Raw genomic sequence first — 18,293 nt, 5'->3', positions numbered from 1 at the left:
ATGAAAAAGCCCGGCGTATGCCGGGCTTTTTGCAAATAATTATTACTCAACATTCACAGATCTATAGTTTTCTCACCGCTCACATTCATACTATTTATAGCGACTATTTTGCTACTAGGCGGCGACGCCAATTTTCTTCTATCTTTAAAGCCTTTATAATTGCTATCGTGTCAAAATTCTATAAGTAGTATGGACGCGTCGAAGTCTACTACTTTCACGTCACCAAGAGGGCATAATTGTGCTTCAAGAATATCGTAAACATGTTGAAGAGCGTGCAGCCCAAGGTATTGTGCCTGCACCATTAGATGCTCAGCAAACTGCTGACCTGATCGAATTAATCAAGAATCCACCTGCCGGTGAAGAAGAGTTTATCCTAGACCTTCTTGTTAACCGTGTACCGCCTGGCGTAGATGACGCCGCCTATGTAAAAGCGGGTTTTCTAGCCGCCGTTGCAAAAGGTGAAGCGCAGTCGCCACTAATCAATAAAGAGAAAGCGGCAGAGCTACTTGGCACCATGCTAGGTGGCTACAACATCGAGCCTATGGTTGAGCTTTTAGACAATGCTGACCTAGCGCCGATCGTTGCTAAAGGCTTATCACACACCTTGCTTATGTTTGATGCCTTCTACGACGTAGAAGAAAAAGCCAAAGCGGGTAACGAATTTGCCAAGCAAGTCATCGAGTCTTGGGCAAACGCCGAGTGGTTCCTTGAGAAGCCGGCGGTGCCAGAGAAGATCTCTGTAACCGTGTTCAAGGTAACCGGTGAAACGAACACCGATGACCTGTCACCAGCACCTGATGCCTGGTCACGTCCGGATATCCCACTGCACGCACTGGCTATGCTTAAGAACGAGCGTGACGGTATCAACCCTGATAAAGCCGGTGAAATCGGTCCTATCGCCCAACTTGAAGAGCTTAAAACCAAAGGTCTGCCGCTAGCGTACGTAGGTGACGTTGTGGGTACTGGCTCATCACGTAAGTCGGCAACTAACTCGGTACTTTGGTTCATGGGTGATGACATTCCTCACGTACCAAACAAGCGCGTTGGCGGTGTATGTCTAGGTGGTAAAATTGCCCCTATCTTCTTCAATACCATGGAAGACTCAGGCGCATTGCCAATCGAGCTAAACGTTGAAGACATGAATATGGGTGATCAAATCGATATCTACCCATATGAAGGTGTGGTTAAGCGTCACGGTACCGACGAAGTTATCTCTACATTCAAGCTTAAGTCAGACGTAATCCTTGATGAAGTACGTGCCGGTGGTCGTATTCCATTGATCATTGGTCGTGGTCTGACCGACAAAGCGCGTAATTCACTGGGTATGGAAGCTGAAGACATCTTCCGTAAGCCTGCGCTAGTGACTGATTCTGGTAAGGGTTTCACCCTGGCGCAGAAGATGGTAGGTAAAGCATGTAATATGCCTGGCGTTCGCCCTGGTCAATACTGTGAGCCTAAGATGACTACGGTTGGTTCGCAAGATACCACAGGTCCTATGACCCGTGACGAACTGAAAGACCTTGCGTGTCTTGGTTTCTCTGCCGATCTTACAATGCAGTCTTTCTGTCACACGTCTGCTTATCCTAAGCCTATCGACGTAAACACGCACCACACACTCCCTGATTTCATCATGAACCGTGGCGGCGTATCGCTACGTCCAGGTGACGGTGTAATCCACTCATGGCTAAACCGTATGCTTCTTCCTGATACCGTAGGTACAGGTGGTGACTCGCATACTCGTTTCCCACTAGGTATTTCATTCCCAGCGGGTTCTGGTGCGGTTGCGTTTGCAGCGGCGACCGGTGTTATGCCACTGGATATGCCTGAGTCGGTATTGGTACGTTTCAAAGGCGAAATGCAGCCGGGTATCACACTACGTGACCTGGTACACGCAATCCCTTACTACGGCATCAAGCAAGGTCTGCTTACCGTTGAGAAGAAGGGTAAGATCAACGAATTCTCTGGTCGCGTACTAGAGATCGAAGGTGTTGAGCACCTAACCGTTGAGCAAGCGTTTGAGCTATCAGATGCCTCTGCCGAGCGTTCAGCCGCAGGTTGTACCGTTAAGCTAAGCAAAGAGTCTATCTCTGAGTACCTAGAGTCAAACATCGTTATGCTTAAGTGGATGATCGCTGAAGGCTACGGTGATGTACGTACTATCGAGCGTCGTATCAACGCGATGCAAGAGTGGTTGGCTAACCCAGAGCTTATGGAAGCCGACAAAGACGCTGAATACGCGCATGTAATTGAAATCGACCTGGCGGAAATCAAAGAGCCAATCCTATGTGCTCCTAATGACCCGGATGATGCACGTCTTCTTTCAGATGTGACTGGCGAGAAGATCGACGAAGTATTCATCGGTTCATGTATGACCAACATCGGCCACTTCCGTGCCGCTGGTAAGCTACTAGACAACTTCGGTGGTCGTCTACCAACGCAACTTTGGGTTGCACCACCAACTAAGATGGATAAAGACCAGCTTACCGACGAAGGTTACTACGGTATCTTTGGTCGTGTAGGTGCACGTATCGAAACTCCGGGATGTTCACTGTGTATGGGTAACCAGGCACGTGTTGCTGATAAAGCAACGGTTGTTTCTACCTCTACGCGTAACTTCCCTAACCGTCTAGGTACAGGTGCGAACGTATTCCTAGCGTCTGCTGAGCTTGCAGCGGTAGCAGCAATTCTAGGTAAACTACCTACACCTGCGGAATATCAAGAATACGCGGAGAAGATCAACGCAACAGCGGCCGATACTTACCGTTACTTGAACTTCCACAAGATGCCTCAGTACACGAAGAAAGCGGATAACGTGATTATCCAGCAAGCCGTGTAATATTTGCATATGTGATAAAAGCCCGCCAACCTGGCGGGCTTTTTTATGTTTAAATTTAGTTAAAATAGAATATGGATTTACCTAAATTAAAGCATGGTGATTTTTAATTTTAAAAATTAATAAAAAACAGGTTGTTTTATCTAAATTAAAGTGAAAATCTGTGCTAAATGAAATCAAACCTGCCAAAGAAATAGCTTAAAATCCCCGCCAATTTTCTTATCAAGGCAGGATCTTTATGACTTCGTTAAATAACCAGAACCTTCTGCAACTTCGTTTCATTGACCAGTCTCATATTGACGCGGTAAAGCCTTCTTTCGACCATCTTCCCGATAATCCCTATGCCGATGGTGCCTTCCGTAAGCGTCGTTATTCAGTGATCAAGATGCAACAGGGTGAACTCAAGCTTCAGCCTACTAAAGCCTTTGTACAAGACGATTCCATTAATACCTTCCAGGGCAATGTTGAGCGTACCTATGAAAACCTGGACGCAGATCTGCTGGCGAGTGAAGGCATGAAGCGCATTGTGGCTGAGTTCATTGCCATGACAGGTATCGACGCCGATCGTGATATCGAAATTCACCAGTTCCGTATGCTGGCCATCGACAGCGATACACCGCCGGCACCGGAAGGCATTCATCAGGATGGTTTCGATCACGTCTGTATATGTGGCGTATCACATGAAAACATCGCCGGTGGCGAGTTATTGGTGTATGAGCACAAAGAGGCCAAGCCGTGTTTCAAAATGGAAATTAAAGACGGCATGTTCGCACTTATCGACGATCGCCAGGTGTGGCACAACGCAACACCCATGAATAAGCTGGACGAGACCAAGACCGGCTACCTTGATTGTTTTGTACTGACTGCGTAAGGAATTACGATGAATTTAGTCTCTCTGCGTAGCCAGTTCCCGGCCCTGATGCAGCAAATAAACGGCGAGTCGCCAATCTTCTTTGATGGTCCGGGTGGCGCACAAGTGCCACAAACCGTGTTGGATGCCATGGCGGCTTACCTGGGTTTTTATAATTCAAACCTGGGCGGCGCATTTTTCTCAAGCGATAAAACCGTGGCGGTGATGAGTCAAGCCCGCCAGGCCATTGCCGACTTGCTTAACAGCCCTAGCCCGGAGCAAATCGTCTTCGGCGCCAATATGACTAGCCTGACCTTTAGCTTTAGTCGTGCACTCTCACGCGGCTGGCAAAGTGGCGACGAGATCATTGTCACCAATGCGGATCACTTCTCCAATGTGTCTTCGTGGCGACAGGCCGCCGAGGATAAAGGAGCCACTGTGCATGCGCTGCGTATTAACGAAGCGGATTGCACGCTGGATATGGCGCACTTCGAGTCATTGCTTAACGCCAATACCAAGCTGGTAGCCGTGACTTATGCTTCTAACACCACGGGCTCAATCAATGATGTGAAGCGCATTATTGAGTTGGCGCATCAGCATGGCGCCTTGGTGTATGTGGATGCGGTTCACTATGCTCCACATGAGCTGGTGGATGTGCAGGCGCTGGATTGTGATTTCCTTGCCTGCTCGGCCTATAAGTTCTTTGGCCCTCATGTGGGCATTGTTTACGGTAAGCGTGAGCATCTGGAAAACTTTACCCCCTATAAGGTGGAGCCAGCCAAGGATGTGGTTCCGGGTCGATGGGAAACGGGCACGCAAAGCTTTGAAGGTCTGGCCGGTGTGGTTGCCGCCGTTGACTATATCGCTTCTTTGAGCGGCCTGGATGCGCAACTGCCGCGCCGCCAGCGTCTAGAGGTGGCATTTGCCAACAGCAAAGAGCATGAAATGGCGTTAAGTAAGCACTTCCTTACACGTCTAAAAGCGTTTCCGCAGATCAGTCTATTCGGTATTGACGATATGGATAGACTGGCCGAGCGTACGCCGACCTTTGCCCTTACCTTTGATGGCTTAGAGCCACGTCAGGTATCCGAGTTCTTGGGTAAACATCACGTATGTGTATGGGATGGTAACTTCTACGCCCAGGGCCTATGTGAGCAATTAGGGGTAATGGATAAGGGCGGTGTGGTGCGTATCGGTTGTATGCATTACAACAGCATCGAAGAGATCGACCGCTTATTTGCCCTGTTCGGCGAGCTGTTAGGCTCATAGAATCAGGGAATGTTAAAAAGGCTGCCTAGGCAGCCTTTTTTGATCTTATATGATGGGTTATTTTTGTGGTTGGCCGTAGATCTGCTCGGCGCGATTAAACAACACCCAAGAGGTAAGAATGTATTTGTCATTCGACAACGGCTTGTTACCGCGGTGGGTATGGGTAAAGTAGGCCGGTGCGACCACCATGGTGCCGCGTTTTGGGGCGATTTTACGCTTTTGGTAGTAAAACTCGGTCTCCCCGCCTTCGGTCACATCGTTCAAATAAAACATAAACAACAGGACGCGGTGTAAGGCTTCGTTATGGCCGGTTTGTGGATAGACTTCACTGTGCCAGTAGGGATACCCGCCTTTATTGATCTCGTACTTTTGCGCTTGAATACTGCCCAAACGAAACAGCTGTTGCATCAGGGTGCCCAGTTGCGGTTTCGCCACTTCTTCAAAGTTGTCCTGGTTCAGCGCCACCGGTTTACCGGTTTTTGGGTGGAATACCTGCAGACCAAAGGCGCCAATCATCATAAAGAGATGTTCTTCAACATAGCGCATCACGTGCTGTGCGGTGACCTGTTGAATATGCTGCAAGTGCTGCTGATATTCGGGGTGGGCATTGAGGTAAAGGTCTTTACTGTCTTTTTTACTTAAATCTATGCCGCCAGAGGTGGTACCCTGCTTCAAATGCGGGCTCTGCTCGAACAGGTCGATAAACTGACTACAAAAAGTGTCACTAAGCGCGTTATCATAAACGCCAATAAAGTCTGTCATGACTGCAACCTTACCTATTGGAATTATTATGCTTATTGAAAAAGTTCAGCCCAGATTTAGTGAAACAGATGTCCTCGGGCACATTAACAATACAGTACTACCGGTGTGGTTTGAAGCCGCCCGCACGCCTATTTTTAAAATCTTTACCCCAGATCTTAATCCACATCAATGGCGCCTGATAGTTGCCAAGGTGGAAGTGACGTTTCTAGGTGAGCTTTTTTACGGCCAGGAAGTGGAAATAAAGACCATGATCGAGCGCATCGGCTCCAGCTCTTTTGTGATCAAACAACAAGCCTGGCAGCATGGCCAGTGTTGCGCCGAGGGCAAAACCGTAATGGTGCGTTATAACTTCGACAACAAGGCTTCACAAGCCTTAAGCGAGGAAGAAAAGTCGCAGCTTGGTGAGCATCTAGAGGCCGCGCAAGAGGGCTAGGGGCTGTTGATGGTGGTTGTGGCAGGGAAAGCCGGAGACACACACTTTTTTGTTTCAAAGCGAACACCATACTCGGCTTGCTCATCCTCGAAGAGCTCAACAATTTCATAATCATTGAGCTCGACCACCTTACTGTTTTTGCTTTTTGCGCAGCGCGAGAAGCTGTCGGCCTCCCAATTGTAGGCAAACTGGGCGACCAGGATTTTGATCCACTTGTCAGAATCCTTGCCTGGCTCGCCAATTTTCGCTTCAAGGTGCATGGTCGGCAGGACTTCTGGTGTTTCTGTCGCTATGGGCTGTTGCTCCTTGCTCATCTCTTGTTCGAAGCTCGCACTGACTTGCTCTATGGCATCACCGGCATTGTCGAACTCCCCTGAGGTCACCACTAAGTTGACCGTGACAATAAGACATAAAACAAAACGGGCGATGGCGGTTTGAATGGGTCGTTTAGCGCTGTCTAAGAATTGAAAGCCAAAGCGCTGAAAAGGTCTGAGTAACAGCAACGCCAGGATGTAAAAGGGAAGCATCAGCTGAAGAAGGAGCAAAGCGATAACTGAAAGTGCTAATATCCAACTGGGTAAGTACAACAAAATAGCAAAGTTATGGGTATAGTTGAAATGACTTGCCGCCACGCCGGTGACTTCATTTACCGTGCTGGCTGCGTTTGCTAGCACAAAATTGGCTATGGTACCGTAAAACAGTAAGAGAATGGCTTTACCGGGAAGTGAGTGAAAAAGCTGAAGAAAGCGCGGCCAGAACTCAATCGTTAAAGCCGCCACAGTGCATGCCGTTGTCAGCCAGATACTGACGGGAGAGAGCAACAAAGCGACCGCGTACAGGCGTTGTGCCAGGGTCAATGCTTGCCAAAATTTTTTAAAGCCTAGTTTAAGGTTTCTCGTATTTCGGGCTGTTTTTGCTTTGAGGCGTAATAAGGGGGCCGTCATGATAAGCCTGAATATTTTCTTTATTTATTCAGACTTTACCCCCTAATTGCTTATTTTGCCAACAATGGCTTGAGATAGTGTCCGGTATGGGAGCGCTCATGCGCAGCTACTTCTTCCGGGGTGCCGGCGACGAGAATTTCACCGCCACCGCTGCCGCCTTCCGGCCCCAAATCCACAATCCAGTCGGCAGTTTTGATCACATCCAGGTTATGCTCAATCACCACTATGGTATTGCCGTGGTCGCGCAGGCGATGCAATACCGCCAGCAGTTGCTGGATATCATGGAAGTGCAGGCCGGTAGTGGGCTCATCCAAGATATACAGGGTTTTACCCGTGTCGCGCTTGGACAGCTCTCGGGCCAATTTGACCCGCTGTGCTTCACCTCCGGATAGGGTGGTGGCCGCCTGTCCTAAACGAATATATGACAGGCCCACATCCATCAGGGTTTGCAGTTTACGATTAATGGCGGGAATGGCATCGAAAAACTCTCGCGCGTCTTCCACCGTCATTTCCAGCACCTGATGGATGTTTTTACCCTTGTAGAGCACCTCTAATGTTTCGCGGTTATAGCGTTTGCCCTGACACACATCACAAGGCACATACACGTCCGGCAAGAAGTGCATTTCTACCTTGATCACGCCGTCACCCTGACAGGCCTCACAGCGTCCGCCTTTCACGTTAAAGCTAAAGCGACCGACCTTATAGCCACGGGAGCGTGACTCCTGGGTGCCGGCAAAGAGCTCACGTATGGCGGTGAAAATTCCCGTATAGGTTGCCGGATTGGAGCGCGGCGTACGACCTATGGGGCTTTGGTCGATATCTATCACCTTATCGAAATGATCCAGGCCGGTGATCTCTTTATGCGGGGCCGGTTCTACCGCGGTGGCACCGTTAAGTTCTGTGTGTGCCACCTTAAACAGGGTGTCGTTAACCAGGGTCGATTTACCCGAGCCGGAGACACCGGTAATACAGGTCATCAAGCCGAAAGGAATGCGCAGGTCGACATTTTTGAGGTTATTGCCGGTGGCCCCAAACAGCTCTAGCCATTTATCGTTAGTGGGGTGGCGTTCTTTGGGCACGGCGATCTCTTTGACGCCGCTCAGGTATTGGCCCGTTAACGAGTCCGGGTTATTCATGATGTCGTCGCGCGAGCCTTCTGCTACCACGTGGCCACCATGAACACCGGCGCCCGGGCCGATATCGATAATGTAATCGGCGGCGCGAATGGCATCTTCATCGTGCTCTACCACTAGTACCGTATTACCGAGATCGCGCAGGCGCGTCAGGGTTTGCAGCAAGCGGTCGTTGTCGCGCTGGTGTAAGCCGATAGAAGGTTCATCCAACACATACATGACTCCGACCAGACCAGCGCCAATTTGGCTGGCCAGGCGAATGCGCTGGGCTTCACCGCCGGAAAGGGTATCGGCGCTGCGCTCCAGGGATAAATAATTTAGCCCCACATTGACTAAGAAGGACAAGCGGTCGCGAATTTCTTTAAGGATCTTATCGGCAATCTGTGCTTTTTGGCCGCTGAATTCCAGGCTGTCGAAATAGTTGAAGGCCTGGCCTATGCTCATCAGGGTCACCTTAGGCAGGTTAGTCTCGTCGATAAAGACGTTACGTGCTTCCTGACGTAAGCGTGAGCCGCTACAGCTGGGGCAGGCCTGTGAGGTTTGATACTTGGCTAGTTCCTCACGCACCGAGTTTGATTCGGTTTCATGATAGCGGCGCTGCATATTGTTGAGTACGCCCTCGAATTCATGATTTCGGGTTATTAAATCGCCGCGATCATTGCGGTAGTGGAACGCAATCTTTTCCTTACCCGAGCCCTCTAAGACCACTGTTTTGGCCTCATCGCTTAGATTCTGAAATGGCGTATCCAAATCAAACTGATAATGCTCAGCCACCGATTGCAGCATTTGGAAATAGTAGAAGCTGCGCTTATCCCAGCCCTTAATGGCACCGCCTGCCAGGCTGAGTTCAGGGTTATGCACCACGCGGTGAGGGTCGAAATACTGGCGTACACCCAGGCCATCACAGGATTGACAGGCGCCTGCCGGATTGTTGAAGGAAAATAGTCTGGGCTCAAGCTCGCTCATGGCATAGCCACAGCTAGGGCAGGCAAAGTTAGCGGAGAAGACCAGCTCTTCTTCTAGGGAGTCGTCCATGGCAGCAACCTGAGCGACGCCACCGGACAGCTCCAATGCGGTTTCAAAGGACTCGGCCAAACGCTGTTGTTGACCCTCTTTGACCTTAAAACGGTCCACCACTACTTCTATGGTGTGCTTTTTATGTAATTCTAATGTCGGTGGATCCGATAAATCACAGACTTCGCCATCGATGCGAGCGCGAATATAGCCCTGTGCCGCCAATTGCTCGAGCAACTTAACATGCTCACCCTTGCGGTTTTTTACCACCGGAGCCAGCAGCATTAACTTGCTGCCCTCGGGCAGGGCCAGTACCTGATCCACCATCTGGCTGATGGTTTGCGCCGCCAGCGGCAGGTTGTGTGTCGGACAGCGAGGCTCGCCGACACGGGCAAACAATAAACGCAGGTAATCGTATATTTCGGTGATGGTGCCCACGGTCGAGCGCGGATTATGAGATGTGGATTTTTGCTCGATGGAAATCGCCGGCGACAGGCCTTCGATATGATCCACATCGGGTTTTTCCATTAATGACAAAAACTGACGCGCGTAGGCCGATAAGGATTCCACATAACGCCTTTGGCCTTCGGCATACAGAGTGTCGAAGGCGAGGGACGATTTGCCCGACCCCGATAATCCGGTAATGACGATCAGCTTATCCCGAGGGATGGTAAGGTTGATGTTTTTGAGGTTGTGGGTGCGCGCACCGCGAACTTCTATATTATCCATTATCCGCCTGTTTCCCGAGCTGTTTATTAACCTGTAAGTATCGCATAGATTGCCATGACTTAGCGATGCTTTCTTGTCCTTTGCCATGGCCGACAAGCGTCAAGCTTATATGTCGGCGCTGGCTATTTGGATCACAGCGGTAGCGATATGGGCCGCCGCTGGGCACGCAATACCGGTGAGCAGGGGGTGGCTAAATTCGCCGCCAGGCATGTCCTAATGGCGGGCGATTATGCTATCATCGCCGGCCAAGATAGTATTTGTCATCAGCTGATTATTAATCCGTCATGTCTGCATCCCATTTAAATAGTGTTGAAAAGCGCGCCGCGCTGTCGCTGGCGAGCGTCTTTGCCTTTCGTATGCTTGGCCTCTTTATGTTGATGCCGGTGCTGGCCATTTATGGTCAGGATCTAAAAGGCTTTTCGCCTTTGTGGATCGGGCTTGCCATCGGAGCCTATGGCCTCACCCAGGCGCTGCTGCAAATCCCCATGGGCTGGTTATCCGACCGCTTTGGGCGCAAGCGCATTATCATTGCCGGACTAATCATCTTTACCCTAGGCTCTGTGATAGCCGCTTTGGCCGAGTCCATGTATATGCTGACGCTAGGTCGAGCACTACAGGGTATGGGCGCCATTGCCAGTGCCTTGTTGGCCTTGGCTGCGGATCTAAGCCGCGACGAGCAGCGTCCCAAGGTGATGGCGGTGATTGGCATGAGTATTGGCATGAGCTTTGCGATTGCCATGTTGCTCGGTCCCATGGTGGCGGCCAGCTTTGGTGTGTCTGGAATTTTTTGGTTAACGGCAGCTCTGGCGCTGGTGGGAATGGCCATAGTTGTGTGGCTGGTACCTAGTGCGGTTAATCGGGCTCCTAAGGGGGAAACCACTGTGACCCTGCGGGATGTGGGTAAACTGGTGCGCCACCCGGATCTGGCGCGTTTGGATTTGGGCGTGTTGTTTTTGCACCTGACCCTGACCACCATTTTTGTTTCCTTGCCACCTCAGCTTATTAACGACGGTTTACCCGCGGCTCAGCATTGGCAATTGTATATTCCGGTATTTATTTTATCTTTTGTGCTTATGGTGCCTATGATGATAGTGGCTGTGGCTAAGCAAAAGGAAAAACCCCTGTTTTTGGTGGCCATAATTATGCTGGTTGTCAGCATGCTGGGCTTGGTTTTCGGAGCCAACTCTGTCTATATGATAGCCTTGTGTATGATGTTGTATTTTATCGCCTTTAACTTTTTAGAGGCGACCATGCCGGCCCTGGTATCACGACTGTCGCCAGCCAATCAGAAGGGCTCGGCCATGGGCGTGTTCTCATCATCCCAGTTTATCGGTGCCTTTTTGGGCGGTATTCTTGGCGGATTTGTGGCTCAGCGCGGCACCCCCGAGATGGTGTTTGCGGCTGCCGCCTTGGTTGGGTTAATATGGTTTGTCATTGCTGTAAAAATGCGAGTACCGCCGCGCAGTAAAATTATCAGTTTGCTAAGTGCAGTAGGCAGCGAACATGATGCAGAACAATTAGCGGCGCAATTGGTAGAGCTGCCGGGAGTGCTTGAAGCCACGGTGGTATGTGATGAAAACCGTAGCTACCTCAAGGTAGACGAGAAGAAATTTGATTTACAGGCGGCGCAACAGCTAGTCGCCTCAGCGTAAAAAGTAGGAGCATATATCCATGGCGCGCGGTATTAATAAAGTGATTTTAGTGGGCAACCTGGGTCAAGACCCTGAAGTTCGCTACATGCCTAACGGCAATGGCGTTGCTAACATTAGCATCGCGACCAGCGACAGCTGGAAGGATAAAAACACGGGTCAGATGCAAGAGCGTACCGAGTGGCACCGCGTGGTGTTGTTCGGCAAGCTGGCCGAGGTAGCCGGTGAGTATCTACGTAAAGGCTCGCAGGTTTATATCGAAGGTAAATTGCAAACCCGTAAATGGACAGATCAAAGCGGTCAGGAAAAGTACACCACGGAAATCGTGGTAGACGGTTTCGACGGTAAAATGCAGATGCTCGGCGGTCGTGGTGAAAACCCAGGCGGCGGTCAAGGCGGTTACCAAGGTGGCCAGCAGCAGGGCGGCTTCGGTGGCGGCCAGGCGCAGAGCCAGCAAGGCGGTCAGCAAGGTGGTGGCTATGGTCAATCACAGCAGCAAGGCTATGCACCGCAGGGTAACCAAGGCATGCAGCAAGCTGCTCCACAACAAGGTGGCCAGCAAGGTGGCCAACAAGGCGGTGGTTATGGCAACCAGCAGGGTGGTCAACAGGGCGGCTTTGCACCTAAGCCACAAAATGCTCCTCAAGGTGGCGCTGCCAACCCAATGGAACCGCCTATCGATTTCGATGACGATATTCCGTTCTAAGGTAAATCGGCTTGTTAACCAAGCTCATTGAAATCTAGATAGTTTCTTCTGAAGGCCCCGTAATACGGGGCTTTTTTATGGCGTCACGCTTGAGCTTCCTTCCTTCATAGACAACACTTTACTCATGGCTAACAACGACGAATAGACCTTGGATTTGTCCATTTTTACAAAGTATCAAAGGCTTGGCTTAACTTGCATGATAGGGGCGCTGGTTATGGTGTTGCTCAACGCCATTTTGGTGTGGGCTTTGGTGCAGGAGCGGCAATCGCAATTACAGCAACTGGAAACACGGCTTGAGCAATTGGGTAGTATCAGCGAGCCGGCTTTATCCAGGGCTTTGGCGCCTTATGGATTATCGAGTAAGGCGCAAAAGGGCAGTTTTGTGATGCCGGTACAATTTAATCTGGCACTGAGTTCTGGGTCGCTCAAGGTCTACAGCCAGCCATTGTGGTTACAGCATAGTCATTGGTTTATCGTCATTAATGTCTTGTTGCTTATTTTCTTATGGCGTACGGTGCACTGGCTGCGCAAGACCGAGTGGCGTTCGGCTATGGCGCTGACCCGTTACGGCGGGCAGAAAAAAGGGCTGGATAATAATGACACTCAACCAGCCAGTGCCAATATGTTGGGGGTCAATCAGCTTCATCAAAGCGTTTTTGCAATTGTTTATTGCCAGCGTTTAAGCTCGGTGGCGTCAGGTATTGCCAGTTTATTCGAAGCCCTGTTGCAGGAGCAGTTAAAGCATCAGCAAAGGGTGTCGGTGAGTATACTTAATTCGGGCTGCTTTGCCGTTACGGTAAAAGAGGTACCCTATAAACAGTTGGAAAATCATCTGCAAAACTTCAGCGCCATGGCGCTTAAGTGCTGCCGTAGTCTACTGCCGGATTTAAATCGTGCCGAGGTCAAAGTCGGCCTTTGCAACTACCGCAGTGGTGCCGATCAGGCGGTGGTCTATCAGCTGTGTCAATCGGCACTGGCGCTGGCGCGACAAAGCGAGCATAAGCATTGTTATCGCATTCCCTTTAGCCATAATCACTCCATGTTATTAGCCGCTAAGTCATGCTCTTTGGTTGATGCCATCAACAATGAGCAGTTTGTGTGTTTTTTCCAGCCGGTGTTCGATTTATACAATGAGGAGATTATTCATCACGAAACTTTGCTACGCATTCGCCATCCGCAGCTAGGGCTTATTTCTCCCGAGTATTTACTGAGTCACAGTACCCCCGAAAGTGCCGCGCGCAGCGTCGATATTGCCGTGCTAAGGCGTCTGGAAACCATGCTTAAAAGCGAGCAGCTGCAGGCCGATATCAGTTTAAATATTCATCCTAGTTCCTGGCTTGATGACGATGTGTGGCGGCGGCTAGAAGAGTTCTTAGAGGCGCATCCCAGAGTCTGCTTGGAATGCCCGGCGGCCTTGTTGGCAAAACAGCCTAGATTGATCGCTAAACGCCTAAAAACGACTCCGGTCTGCCAGCGTGGTATTATTGTCGATCAGTTAAGTAAATGGCCCACCGACGCCTTAAACACCCTTAAGGTGCCAATTAAGGCGATTAAATTAGCCAGCGAATTGATCAGCCATGTGGATACGGACAGGCATATTCAACGGCGGGTTTTATCTTATGTCGCCAATGCCCAGCGCTTGGGGATCACCGTTTACGCGGTCGGCATTGAACGCCATCAACAGGCTGAGGTGCTGAAACAATTGGGTGTACAAGGAGCGCAAGGCTTTTACTTCACCGGTACCATTAACCAACTCAGCGCCTTTAATCTGCCCCAATAAGGCCGCGATACCTCAGGCCATCCTTGCCCTGAAGGCCACCGGTATGGATGGCAATAATGTGACTGCCACTGGGAAAATAGCCTTGCTCAATCAATTGCCATAAGGCATACATCATTTTACCGCTGTAGATGGGTTCGAGGGGCACCTTGTGAGTGTACTCGAACCATTGGCAAAATTGCCACAGTTCGGGACTAAAACGGCCATAGCCGCCATCGTGATGCTCACAAAGTAAGCGCCAAGCGCAGTTGGGACTGGGTTGCAGTTCGGAGATCTGTTGTTGTAAGTATTCGGCGTTTTTCAGCACCGCAATGCCCAGCACCTGGGTTTGCGTATGCCCGGACAGCAGTCCCGCCAAGGTGCCGCCACTGCCGGTGGCGCACACTAGAAACTGATGTTGCGGCAGGCTGTTGGCCAGCTCTGCGACTCCCTTTAAAGCGGCGGCATTGGTTCCGCCTTCGGGAAGAATAAAAGCCTTGGTAAAGCGCTGCTTTAATTGTTCAAGATACTCGGTGCAATCGCGCTGGCGATATTCGCTGCGCGTCACAGGGTGAAGCTGCATACCGCAGGCCTTGGCGAAACGCAGTGTTGGGTTTTGGCTGTCCAATTGTGGGCCGCGTACTATGGCTCTCGTTGGAATGCGGAATATTTTGCCGGCGGCGGCACTGGCATAAAGGTGGTTGGAGAAGGCGCCACCAAAGGTCAGCAGTTCCGATTTTCCGGATCGCCTGAAGGCGATCAGGTTGTACTTTAATTTACGCCATTTGTTGCCATGGATAATGGGGTGCAGCAAATCGTCACGTTTAATGCTTAAGCGTACGCCATGTTTGTCCAGCAACGTATCCTGGATTCCATGCAGGGGAGATTCGGGTAATGTATTTTCTACCGGGTTCATGGTTAACACACTCTTAAGTGGCTTTTTGCTCGCCTTGTGGATTTGCAATGATTGCGCCGCCTATTATCCGTTGCTACCAAGGGAAAAGCCAGCCTGTACTCAGAAACCAGTACTTTTGCACACAGAGTCAGCTACTGTTAAGCGCAGAGGTGGACAATGAGCGCCCAGTGGTGGCGGTAGAGCCGGCATGGCGCAGGCTACTAGCTCTATACTACTTTATGCGTATGTCGCCAGATGCCGTCAAAGTTGTGCATGTACGACGCTTAACGCGCTGTTTTTTGGAAACCAAAGCAAGCTTTATGTTGCCGCGACGCAGTTGCATTGGTAAAGTGTCCCAAGCTTTCAGATAATAAGAATTTTCAAAGGTCAACCAGTCCCATGTTCAAGAAACTCCGTGGTCTTTTCTCCAACGATCTATCGATCGACTTGGGTACAGCGAATACCCTGATTTATGTAAAAGAAGAAGGCATCGTCCTTAACGAACCTTCGGTAGTAGCCATTCGCCAAGAACGTGCTGGTGGACCGAAAAGTGTGGCTTCGGTGGGGACTGAAGCAAAACAAATGCTAGGTCGTACTCCGGGCAATATTAAAGCCATTCGTCCCATGAAAGACGGCGTTATCGCCGATTTTTATGTTACCGAAAAATGCTTCAGCACTTTATTAAGCAAGTGCATAACAACAATTTCTTGCGTCCTAGCCCGCGTGTTTTAATTTGTGTGCCCTGTGGTGCCACTCAGGTTGAAAAACGTGCCATTCGCGAATCGGCCATGGGTGCCGGTGCCCGCGAGGTGTACCTTATCGAAGAGCCTATGGCCGCAGCCATTGGTGCCGGCCTACCGGTATCTGAAGCAACGGGTTCTATGGTGGTCGATATCGGTGGTGGCACCACGGAAGTCGCCATTATCTCACTGAACGGTGTGGTGTATTCATCATCGGTGCGTATCGGTGGTGATAAGTTTGATGAAGCCATTATCAACTATGTACGTCGTAATTTTGGCAGCCTGATCGGTGAAGCCACGGCGGAGCAGATCAAGCATGAGATAGGGTCGGCCTTTAAGACCGACGAAGTAAAAGAAATCGAAGTGCGTGGTCGTAACCTGGCCGAAGGTGTACCGCGCTCATTCACGCTGAACTCCCATGAGATCCTAGAAGCTCTGCAAGAGCCGCTGATGGGCATCGTTAGCGCCGTGATGGTGGCATTAGAGCAATCGCCGCCAGAGCTGGCATCTGATATTTCGGCACATGGCATGGTTTTAACCGGCGGTGGTGCACTGCTAAAAGATCTAGATCGCCTATTGATGGAAGAAACCGGTATTCCGGTTGTAGTGGCCGACGATCCTCTGACTTGCGTGGCCCGTGGTGGCGGCAAGGCGTTGGAAATGATCGACATGCATGGTGGTGACGTTTTTAGCTACGACTAATGAATTTATTATTTGGTCGCACTATTTCAATGCAACTGCGATTAACCATCGCAGTTGTGCTTAGTGTCATGCTTATTCTTGGCGACCGCTACACCAGTGGCGGTACCGCGGTTCGTACCTCGCTGAATACCCTGGTCAGCCCTTTACTTTACCTGGCCAATCTTCCCTATGAGCTGCTTTCGACCAGTGCTAAAAATCTGACCTCTCGTGAACAACTGTTAAAAGAAAACGAAGCTTTAAAAAACAAGCAATTATTGCAAAGCGAACAGTTGCAACAATATGCCTTTTTGGCACAGGAAAATGAAAAGCTGCGCGCCTTGTTGGGCTCTAATCCGCGACAACAACAGGGTAAGCTGGTTGCGCAGGTGTTATCCGTGCACTCGAACCCTTACAGCCATCAGGTGGTGATCAATAAGGGAACTTCGGATGGCTTGCGAGAAGGCCTGGCGGTCATAGACGAGCTGGGCGTGGTCGGTCAGGTGATCCAGGTGGGTGCCAGCACCAGTCGCGTCTTGCTGATCACAGATACCACCCATGCTACCCCGGTGCGGGTGCTGCGCAATAATGTGCGCACCGTGGTCGAAGGCATGGGCAAGATCTCCAGCGTAAAACTTTCCCATGTCCCCCATAGCTTGGATATTCGCATTGGCGATGTGCTGTTAAGCTCGGGACTTGGAGAGCGCTTTCCCGAGGGCTACCCGGTCGCCGTGGTAACTCATATTAATCGCGATGAGGGTCGTCCCTTTGCGCAAATCTACGCGCAGCCGGTGGCGCAGCTCGATCGCATTCGACTATTGCTGGTGTTAACAGATACACCCCAGATGCAAGAGGTAAAGATCGATGAGTAAGCAGTATGGACTCATTGTCTTAAGCGTCTTTTTCTCTCTGGTGATGGCGCTGATGCCCTTGCCAATTTCCATGGAGTCGTTTCGTCCCGATTGGGTGCTTCTGGTCTTAATGTATTGGTCATTGGCTTTGCCACACCGCGTCAATATCGGCGCAGCCTGGGTAACCGGATTGATCATCGACCTGGCCACGGGGTCACCACTAGGGGTGCATTCGCTCACCTATGCAGTCACCATCTACATTACCGCCAGCAATTACCAAAAGCTGCGTAATTTTTCGATTTGGCAGCAAGGCCTATTGGTAGCCGTGTTTCTGGCCCTGCATCACCTGCTGCAGTTCTGGCTCCATCACTTTCTTTTGGATGTCTACTTTTCGCCGCAATATTTGTGGCCGGTGCTAACCGGTGCCATTTGTTGGCCCTGGTTGTTTTTGCTGCTGCGTAAATACCGACGTCACTTTCGGATCCGTTAATCATGAAGCCAATCTATCTTGCCTCGCAGTCGCCTCGGCGCCGCGAGCTTTTAGCGCAACTGGGCGTTGAATTTGAACAGTTTTCCGTGGATGCCGACGAGCGTCCTCTGGCCGATGAAAGCGCCTTGGCACTGGTAGAGCGCCTGGCACGCTTAAAGGCGGAGACCGGCGTTGCTCTTGGCTATCACGACCGCCCAGTACTTGGCAGCGATACCGTGGTGGTATGCGACGGACAAATCATGGGTAAACCCTGTGATTTTGACGACTTCGCGGCCATGATGCGTTTACTCAGTGGACGCAGTCACGATGTGTTGACCGCGGTGGCCTTGGCCGATACAGAGCATACCACCAGTGTAGTGGTACGCACCCAGGTCACCTTTAAGGCGCTGAGCGAAGCGGAAATAGCCGCCTACTGGCACACTGGCGAGCCCCATGACAAGGCCGGAGGCTACGGCATTCAAGGCCGTGCGGGAGCTTTTGTCACCCACCTTAGCGGTAGCTATTTTGCGGTGATGGGGTTACCTTTGTATGAGACACAAAAATTACTAGCTGAATTTTAGC

The 18,293-nt window shown here is 50.6% G+C and carries 15 protein-coding genes and 1 pseudogene; 12 read left to right on the top strand and 4 right to left on the bottom strand.

The window, feature by feature from the left end; all coding sequences use genetic code 11:
- Positions 1–238: 238 nt before the first annotated feature.
- From acnB to C2M29_RS01510, 3 genes are all read left to right on the top strand, one after another.
- Positions 239–2,836 (top strand): bifunctional aconitate hydratase 2/2-methylisocitrate dehydratase, encoded by a 2,598-nt coding sequence (acnB, locus tag C2M29_RS01520; RefSeq protein ID WP_105188034.1) that lies wholly within the window; start codon positions 239–241, stop codon positions 2,834–2,836.
- A gap of 235 nt (positions 2,837–3,071) precedes the next feature.
- A complete protein-coding gene (locus C2M29_RS01515; protein ID WP_105188033.1) occupies positions 3,072–3,704 on the top strand; it encodes a 2OG-Fe dioxygenase family protein in 633 nt (210 codons plus the stop codon).
- Between the two features lie 9 nt (positions 3,705–3,713).
- Complete coding sequence (locus C2M29_RS01510) at positions 3,714–4,952, top strand: cysteine desulfurase-like protein (RefSeq protein WP_105188032.1); 1,239 nt, start codon at positions 3,714–3,716, stop codon at positions 4,950–4,952.
- A gap of 57 nt (positions 4,953–5,009) precedes the next feature.
- Here the strand turns inward: C2M29_RS01510 and C2M29_RS01505 are convergent, their stop codons facing one another.
- Positions 5,010–5,714 (bottom strand): 2OG-Fe(II) oxygenase, encoded by a 705-nt coding sequence (locus C2M29_RS01505; RefSeq protein WP_105188031.1) that lies wholly within the window; start codon positions 5,712–5,714, stop codon positions 5,010–5,012.
- A gap of 28 nt (positions 5,715–5,742) precedes the next feature.
- On the opposite strand from C2M29_RS01505, the gene C2M29_RS01500 reads away from it, so the two are divergent.
- A complete protein-coding gene (locus C2M29_RS01500) occupies positions 5,743–6,147 on the top strand; it encodes an acyl-CoA thioesterase (protein WP_105188105.1) in 405 nt (134 codons plus the stop codon).
- Here the strand turns inward: C2M29_RS01500 and C2M29_RS01495 are convergent.
- Entirely contained in the window at positions 6,144–7,091 is a 948-nt protein-coding gene (locus tag C2M29_RS01495; protein ID WP_105188030.1) for a hypothetical protein, read from the bottom strand. The two genes, C2M29_RS01500 and C2M29_RS01495, sit on opposite strands and share 4 nt — an antisense overlap.
- A 50-nt stretch (positions 7,092–7,141) precedes the next feature.
- Positions 7,142–9,967, bottom strand: coding sequence for an excinuclease ABC subunit UvrA (gene uvrA, locus C2M29_RS01490; protein WP_105188029.1), 2,826 nt, complete (start codon positions 9,965–9,967; stop codon positions 7,142–7,144).
- 126 nt (positions 9,968–10,093) lie between these two features.
- On the opposite strand from uvrA, the gene C2M29_RS16540 reads away from it, so the two are divergent.
- The 4 genes from C2M29_RS16540 to C2M29_RS01475 all read left to right on the top strand — a co-directional run bounded on the left by C2M29_RS16540 (position 10,094) and on the right by C2M29_RS01475 (position 14,102).
- Positions 10,094–10,270: a hypothetical protein gene (locus C2M29_RS16540; protein ID WP_158684625.1), complete on the top strand. Its 177-nt coding sequence runs from the start codon at positions 10,094–10,096 to the stop codon at positions 10,268–10,270.
- Complete coding sequence (locus C2M29_RS01485) at positions 10,252–11,619, top strand: MFS transporter (RefSeq protein ID WP_105188028.1); 1,368 nt, start codon at positions 10,252–10,254, stop codon at positions 11,617–11,619. Before C2M29_RS16540 ends, C2M29_RS01485 begins: the two co-directional genes overlap by 19 nt.
- A gap of 19 nt (positions 11,620–11,638) precedes the next feature.
- On the top strand, positions 11,639–12,322 hold the full coding sequence (ssb, locus tag C2M29_RS01480; protein ID WP_105188027.1) for a single-stranded DNA-binding protein: 684 nt from the start codon (positions 11,639–11,641) through the stop codon (positions 12,320–12,322).
- Positions 12,323–12,518: 196 nt separating this feature from the next.
- A complete protein-coding gene (locus tag C2M29_RS01475; RefSeq protein ID WP_105188026.1) occupies positions 12,519–14,102 on the top strand; it encodes an EAL domain-containing protein in 1,584 nt (527 codons plus the stop codon).
- Here C2M29_RS01475 and C2M29_RS01470 read toward each other — a convergent pair.
- Complete coding sequence (locus C2M29_RS01470) at positions 14,086–14,994, bottom strand: 1-aminocyclopropane-1-carboxylate deaminase/D-cysteine desulfhydrase (RefSeq protein ID WP_105188104.1); 909 nt, start codon at positions 14,992–14,994, stop codon at positions 14,086–14,088. The two genes, C2M29_RS01475 and C2M29_RS01470, sit on opposite strands and share 17 nt — an antisense overlap.
- Positions 14,995–15,438: 444 nt before the next feature.
- Here C2M29_RS01470 and C2M29_RS01460 point away from each other — a divergent pair.
- The 4 genes and pseudogenes from C2M29_RS01460 (at position 15,439) to C2M29_RS01445 (ending at position 18,292) form a co-directional block, all read left to right on the top strand.
- Positions 15,439–16,415: pseudogene (locus tag C2M29_RS01460) on the top strand (rod shape-determining protein).
- Positions 16,415–17,263, top strand: a complete 849-nt coding sequence (mreC, locus tag C2M29_RS01455) for a rod shape-determining protein MreC (RefSeq protein WP_105188024.1) — start codon at positions 16,415–16,417, stop codon at positions 17,261–17,263. Before C2M29_RS01460 ends, mreC begins: the two are co-directional and overlap by 1 nt.
- Complete coding sequence (gene mreD / locus C2M29_RS01450) at positions 17,256–17,732, top strand: rod shape-determining protein MreD (RefSeq protein ID WP_105188023.1); 477 nt, start codon at positions 17,256–17,258, stop codon at positions 17,730–17,732. Before mreC ends, mreD begins: the two co-directional genes overlap by 8 nt.
- A 2-nt stretch (positions 17,733–17,734) precedes the next feature.
- The gene (locus tag C2M29_RS01445; RefSeq protein ID WP_199774843.1) at positions 17,735–18,292 is read left to right on the top strand and encodes a Maf family protein; all 558 of its coding nucleotides are present in this window, start codon (positions 17,735–17,737) and stop codon (positions 18,290–18,292) included.
- The last annotated feature ends 1 nt before the right edge of the window (position 18,293 follow it).

The sequence above is a fragment of the Pseudoalteromonas sp. T1lg48 genome (genome assembly GCF_002964785.1).
GTDB lineage: Bacteria > Pseudomonadota > Gammaproteobacteria > Enterobacterales > Alteromonadaceae > Pseudoalteromonas.
This window is presented reverse-complemented; position numbering and strand designations above follow the sequence as displayed.

What these genes read in the sequence shown, in the direction of transcription:
- C2M29_RS01515 (WP_105188033.1), top strand. Translation starts at nt 3,072, where the DNA reads ATGACTTCGTTAAATAACCAGAACCTTCTGCAACTTCGTTTCATTGAC.
- C2M29_RS01510 (WP_105188032.1), top strand. Translation starts at nt 3,714, where the DNA reads ATGAATTTAGTCTCTCTGCGTAGCCAGTTCCCGGCCCTGATGCAGCAA.
- C2M29_RS01505 (WP_105188031.1), bottom strand. Translation starts at nt 5,714, where the DNA reads ATGACAGACTTTATTGGCGTTTATGATAACGCGCTTAGTGACACTTTT.
- C2M29_RS01500 (WP_105188105.1), top strand. Translation starts at nt 5,743, where the DNA reads ATGCTTATTGAAAAAGTTCAGCCCAGATTTAGTGAAACAGATGTCCTC.
- C2M29_RS01495 (WP_105188030.1), bottom strand. Translation starts at nt 7,091, where the DNA reads ATGACGGCCCCCTTATTACGCCTCAAAGCAAAAACAGCCCGAAATACG.
- uvrA (WP_105188029.1), bottom strand. Translation starts at nt 9,967, where the DNA reads ATGGATAATATAGAAGTTCGCGGTGCGCGCACCCACAACCTCAAAAAC.
- C2M29_RS01485 (WP_105188028.1), top strand. Translation starts at nt 10,252, where the DNA reads ATGTCTGCATCCCATTTAAATAGTGTTGAAAAGCGCGCCGCGCTGTCG.
- ssb (WP_105188027.1), top strand. Translation starts at nt 11,639, where the DNA reads ATGGCGCGCGGTATTAATAAAGTGATTTTAGTGGGCAACCTGGGTCAA.
- C2M29_RS01475 (WP_105188026.1), top strand. Translation starts at nt 12,519, where the DNA reads ATGATAGGGGCGCTGGTTATGGTGTTGCTCAACGCCATTTTGGTGTGG.
- C2M29_RS01470 (WP_105188104.1), bottom strand. Translation starts at nt 14,994, where the DNA reads ATGAACCCGGTAGAAAATACATTACCCGAATCTCCCCTGCATGGAATC.
- mreC (WP_105188024.1), top strand. Translation starts at nt 16,415, where the DNA reads ATGAATTTATTATTTGGTCGCACTATTTCAATGCAACTGCGATTAACC.
- mreD (WP_105188023.1), top strand. Translation starts at nt 17,256, where the DNA reads ATGAGTAAGCAGTATGGACTCATTGTCTTAAGCGTCTTTTTCTCTCTG.
- C2M29_RS01445 (WP_199774843.1), top strand. Translation starts at nt 17,735, where the DNA reads ATGAAGCCAATCTATCTTGCCTCGCAGTCGCCTCGGCGCCGCGAGCTT.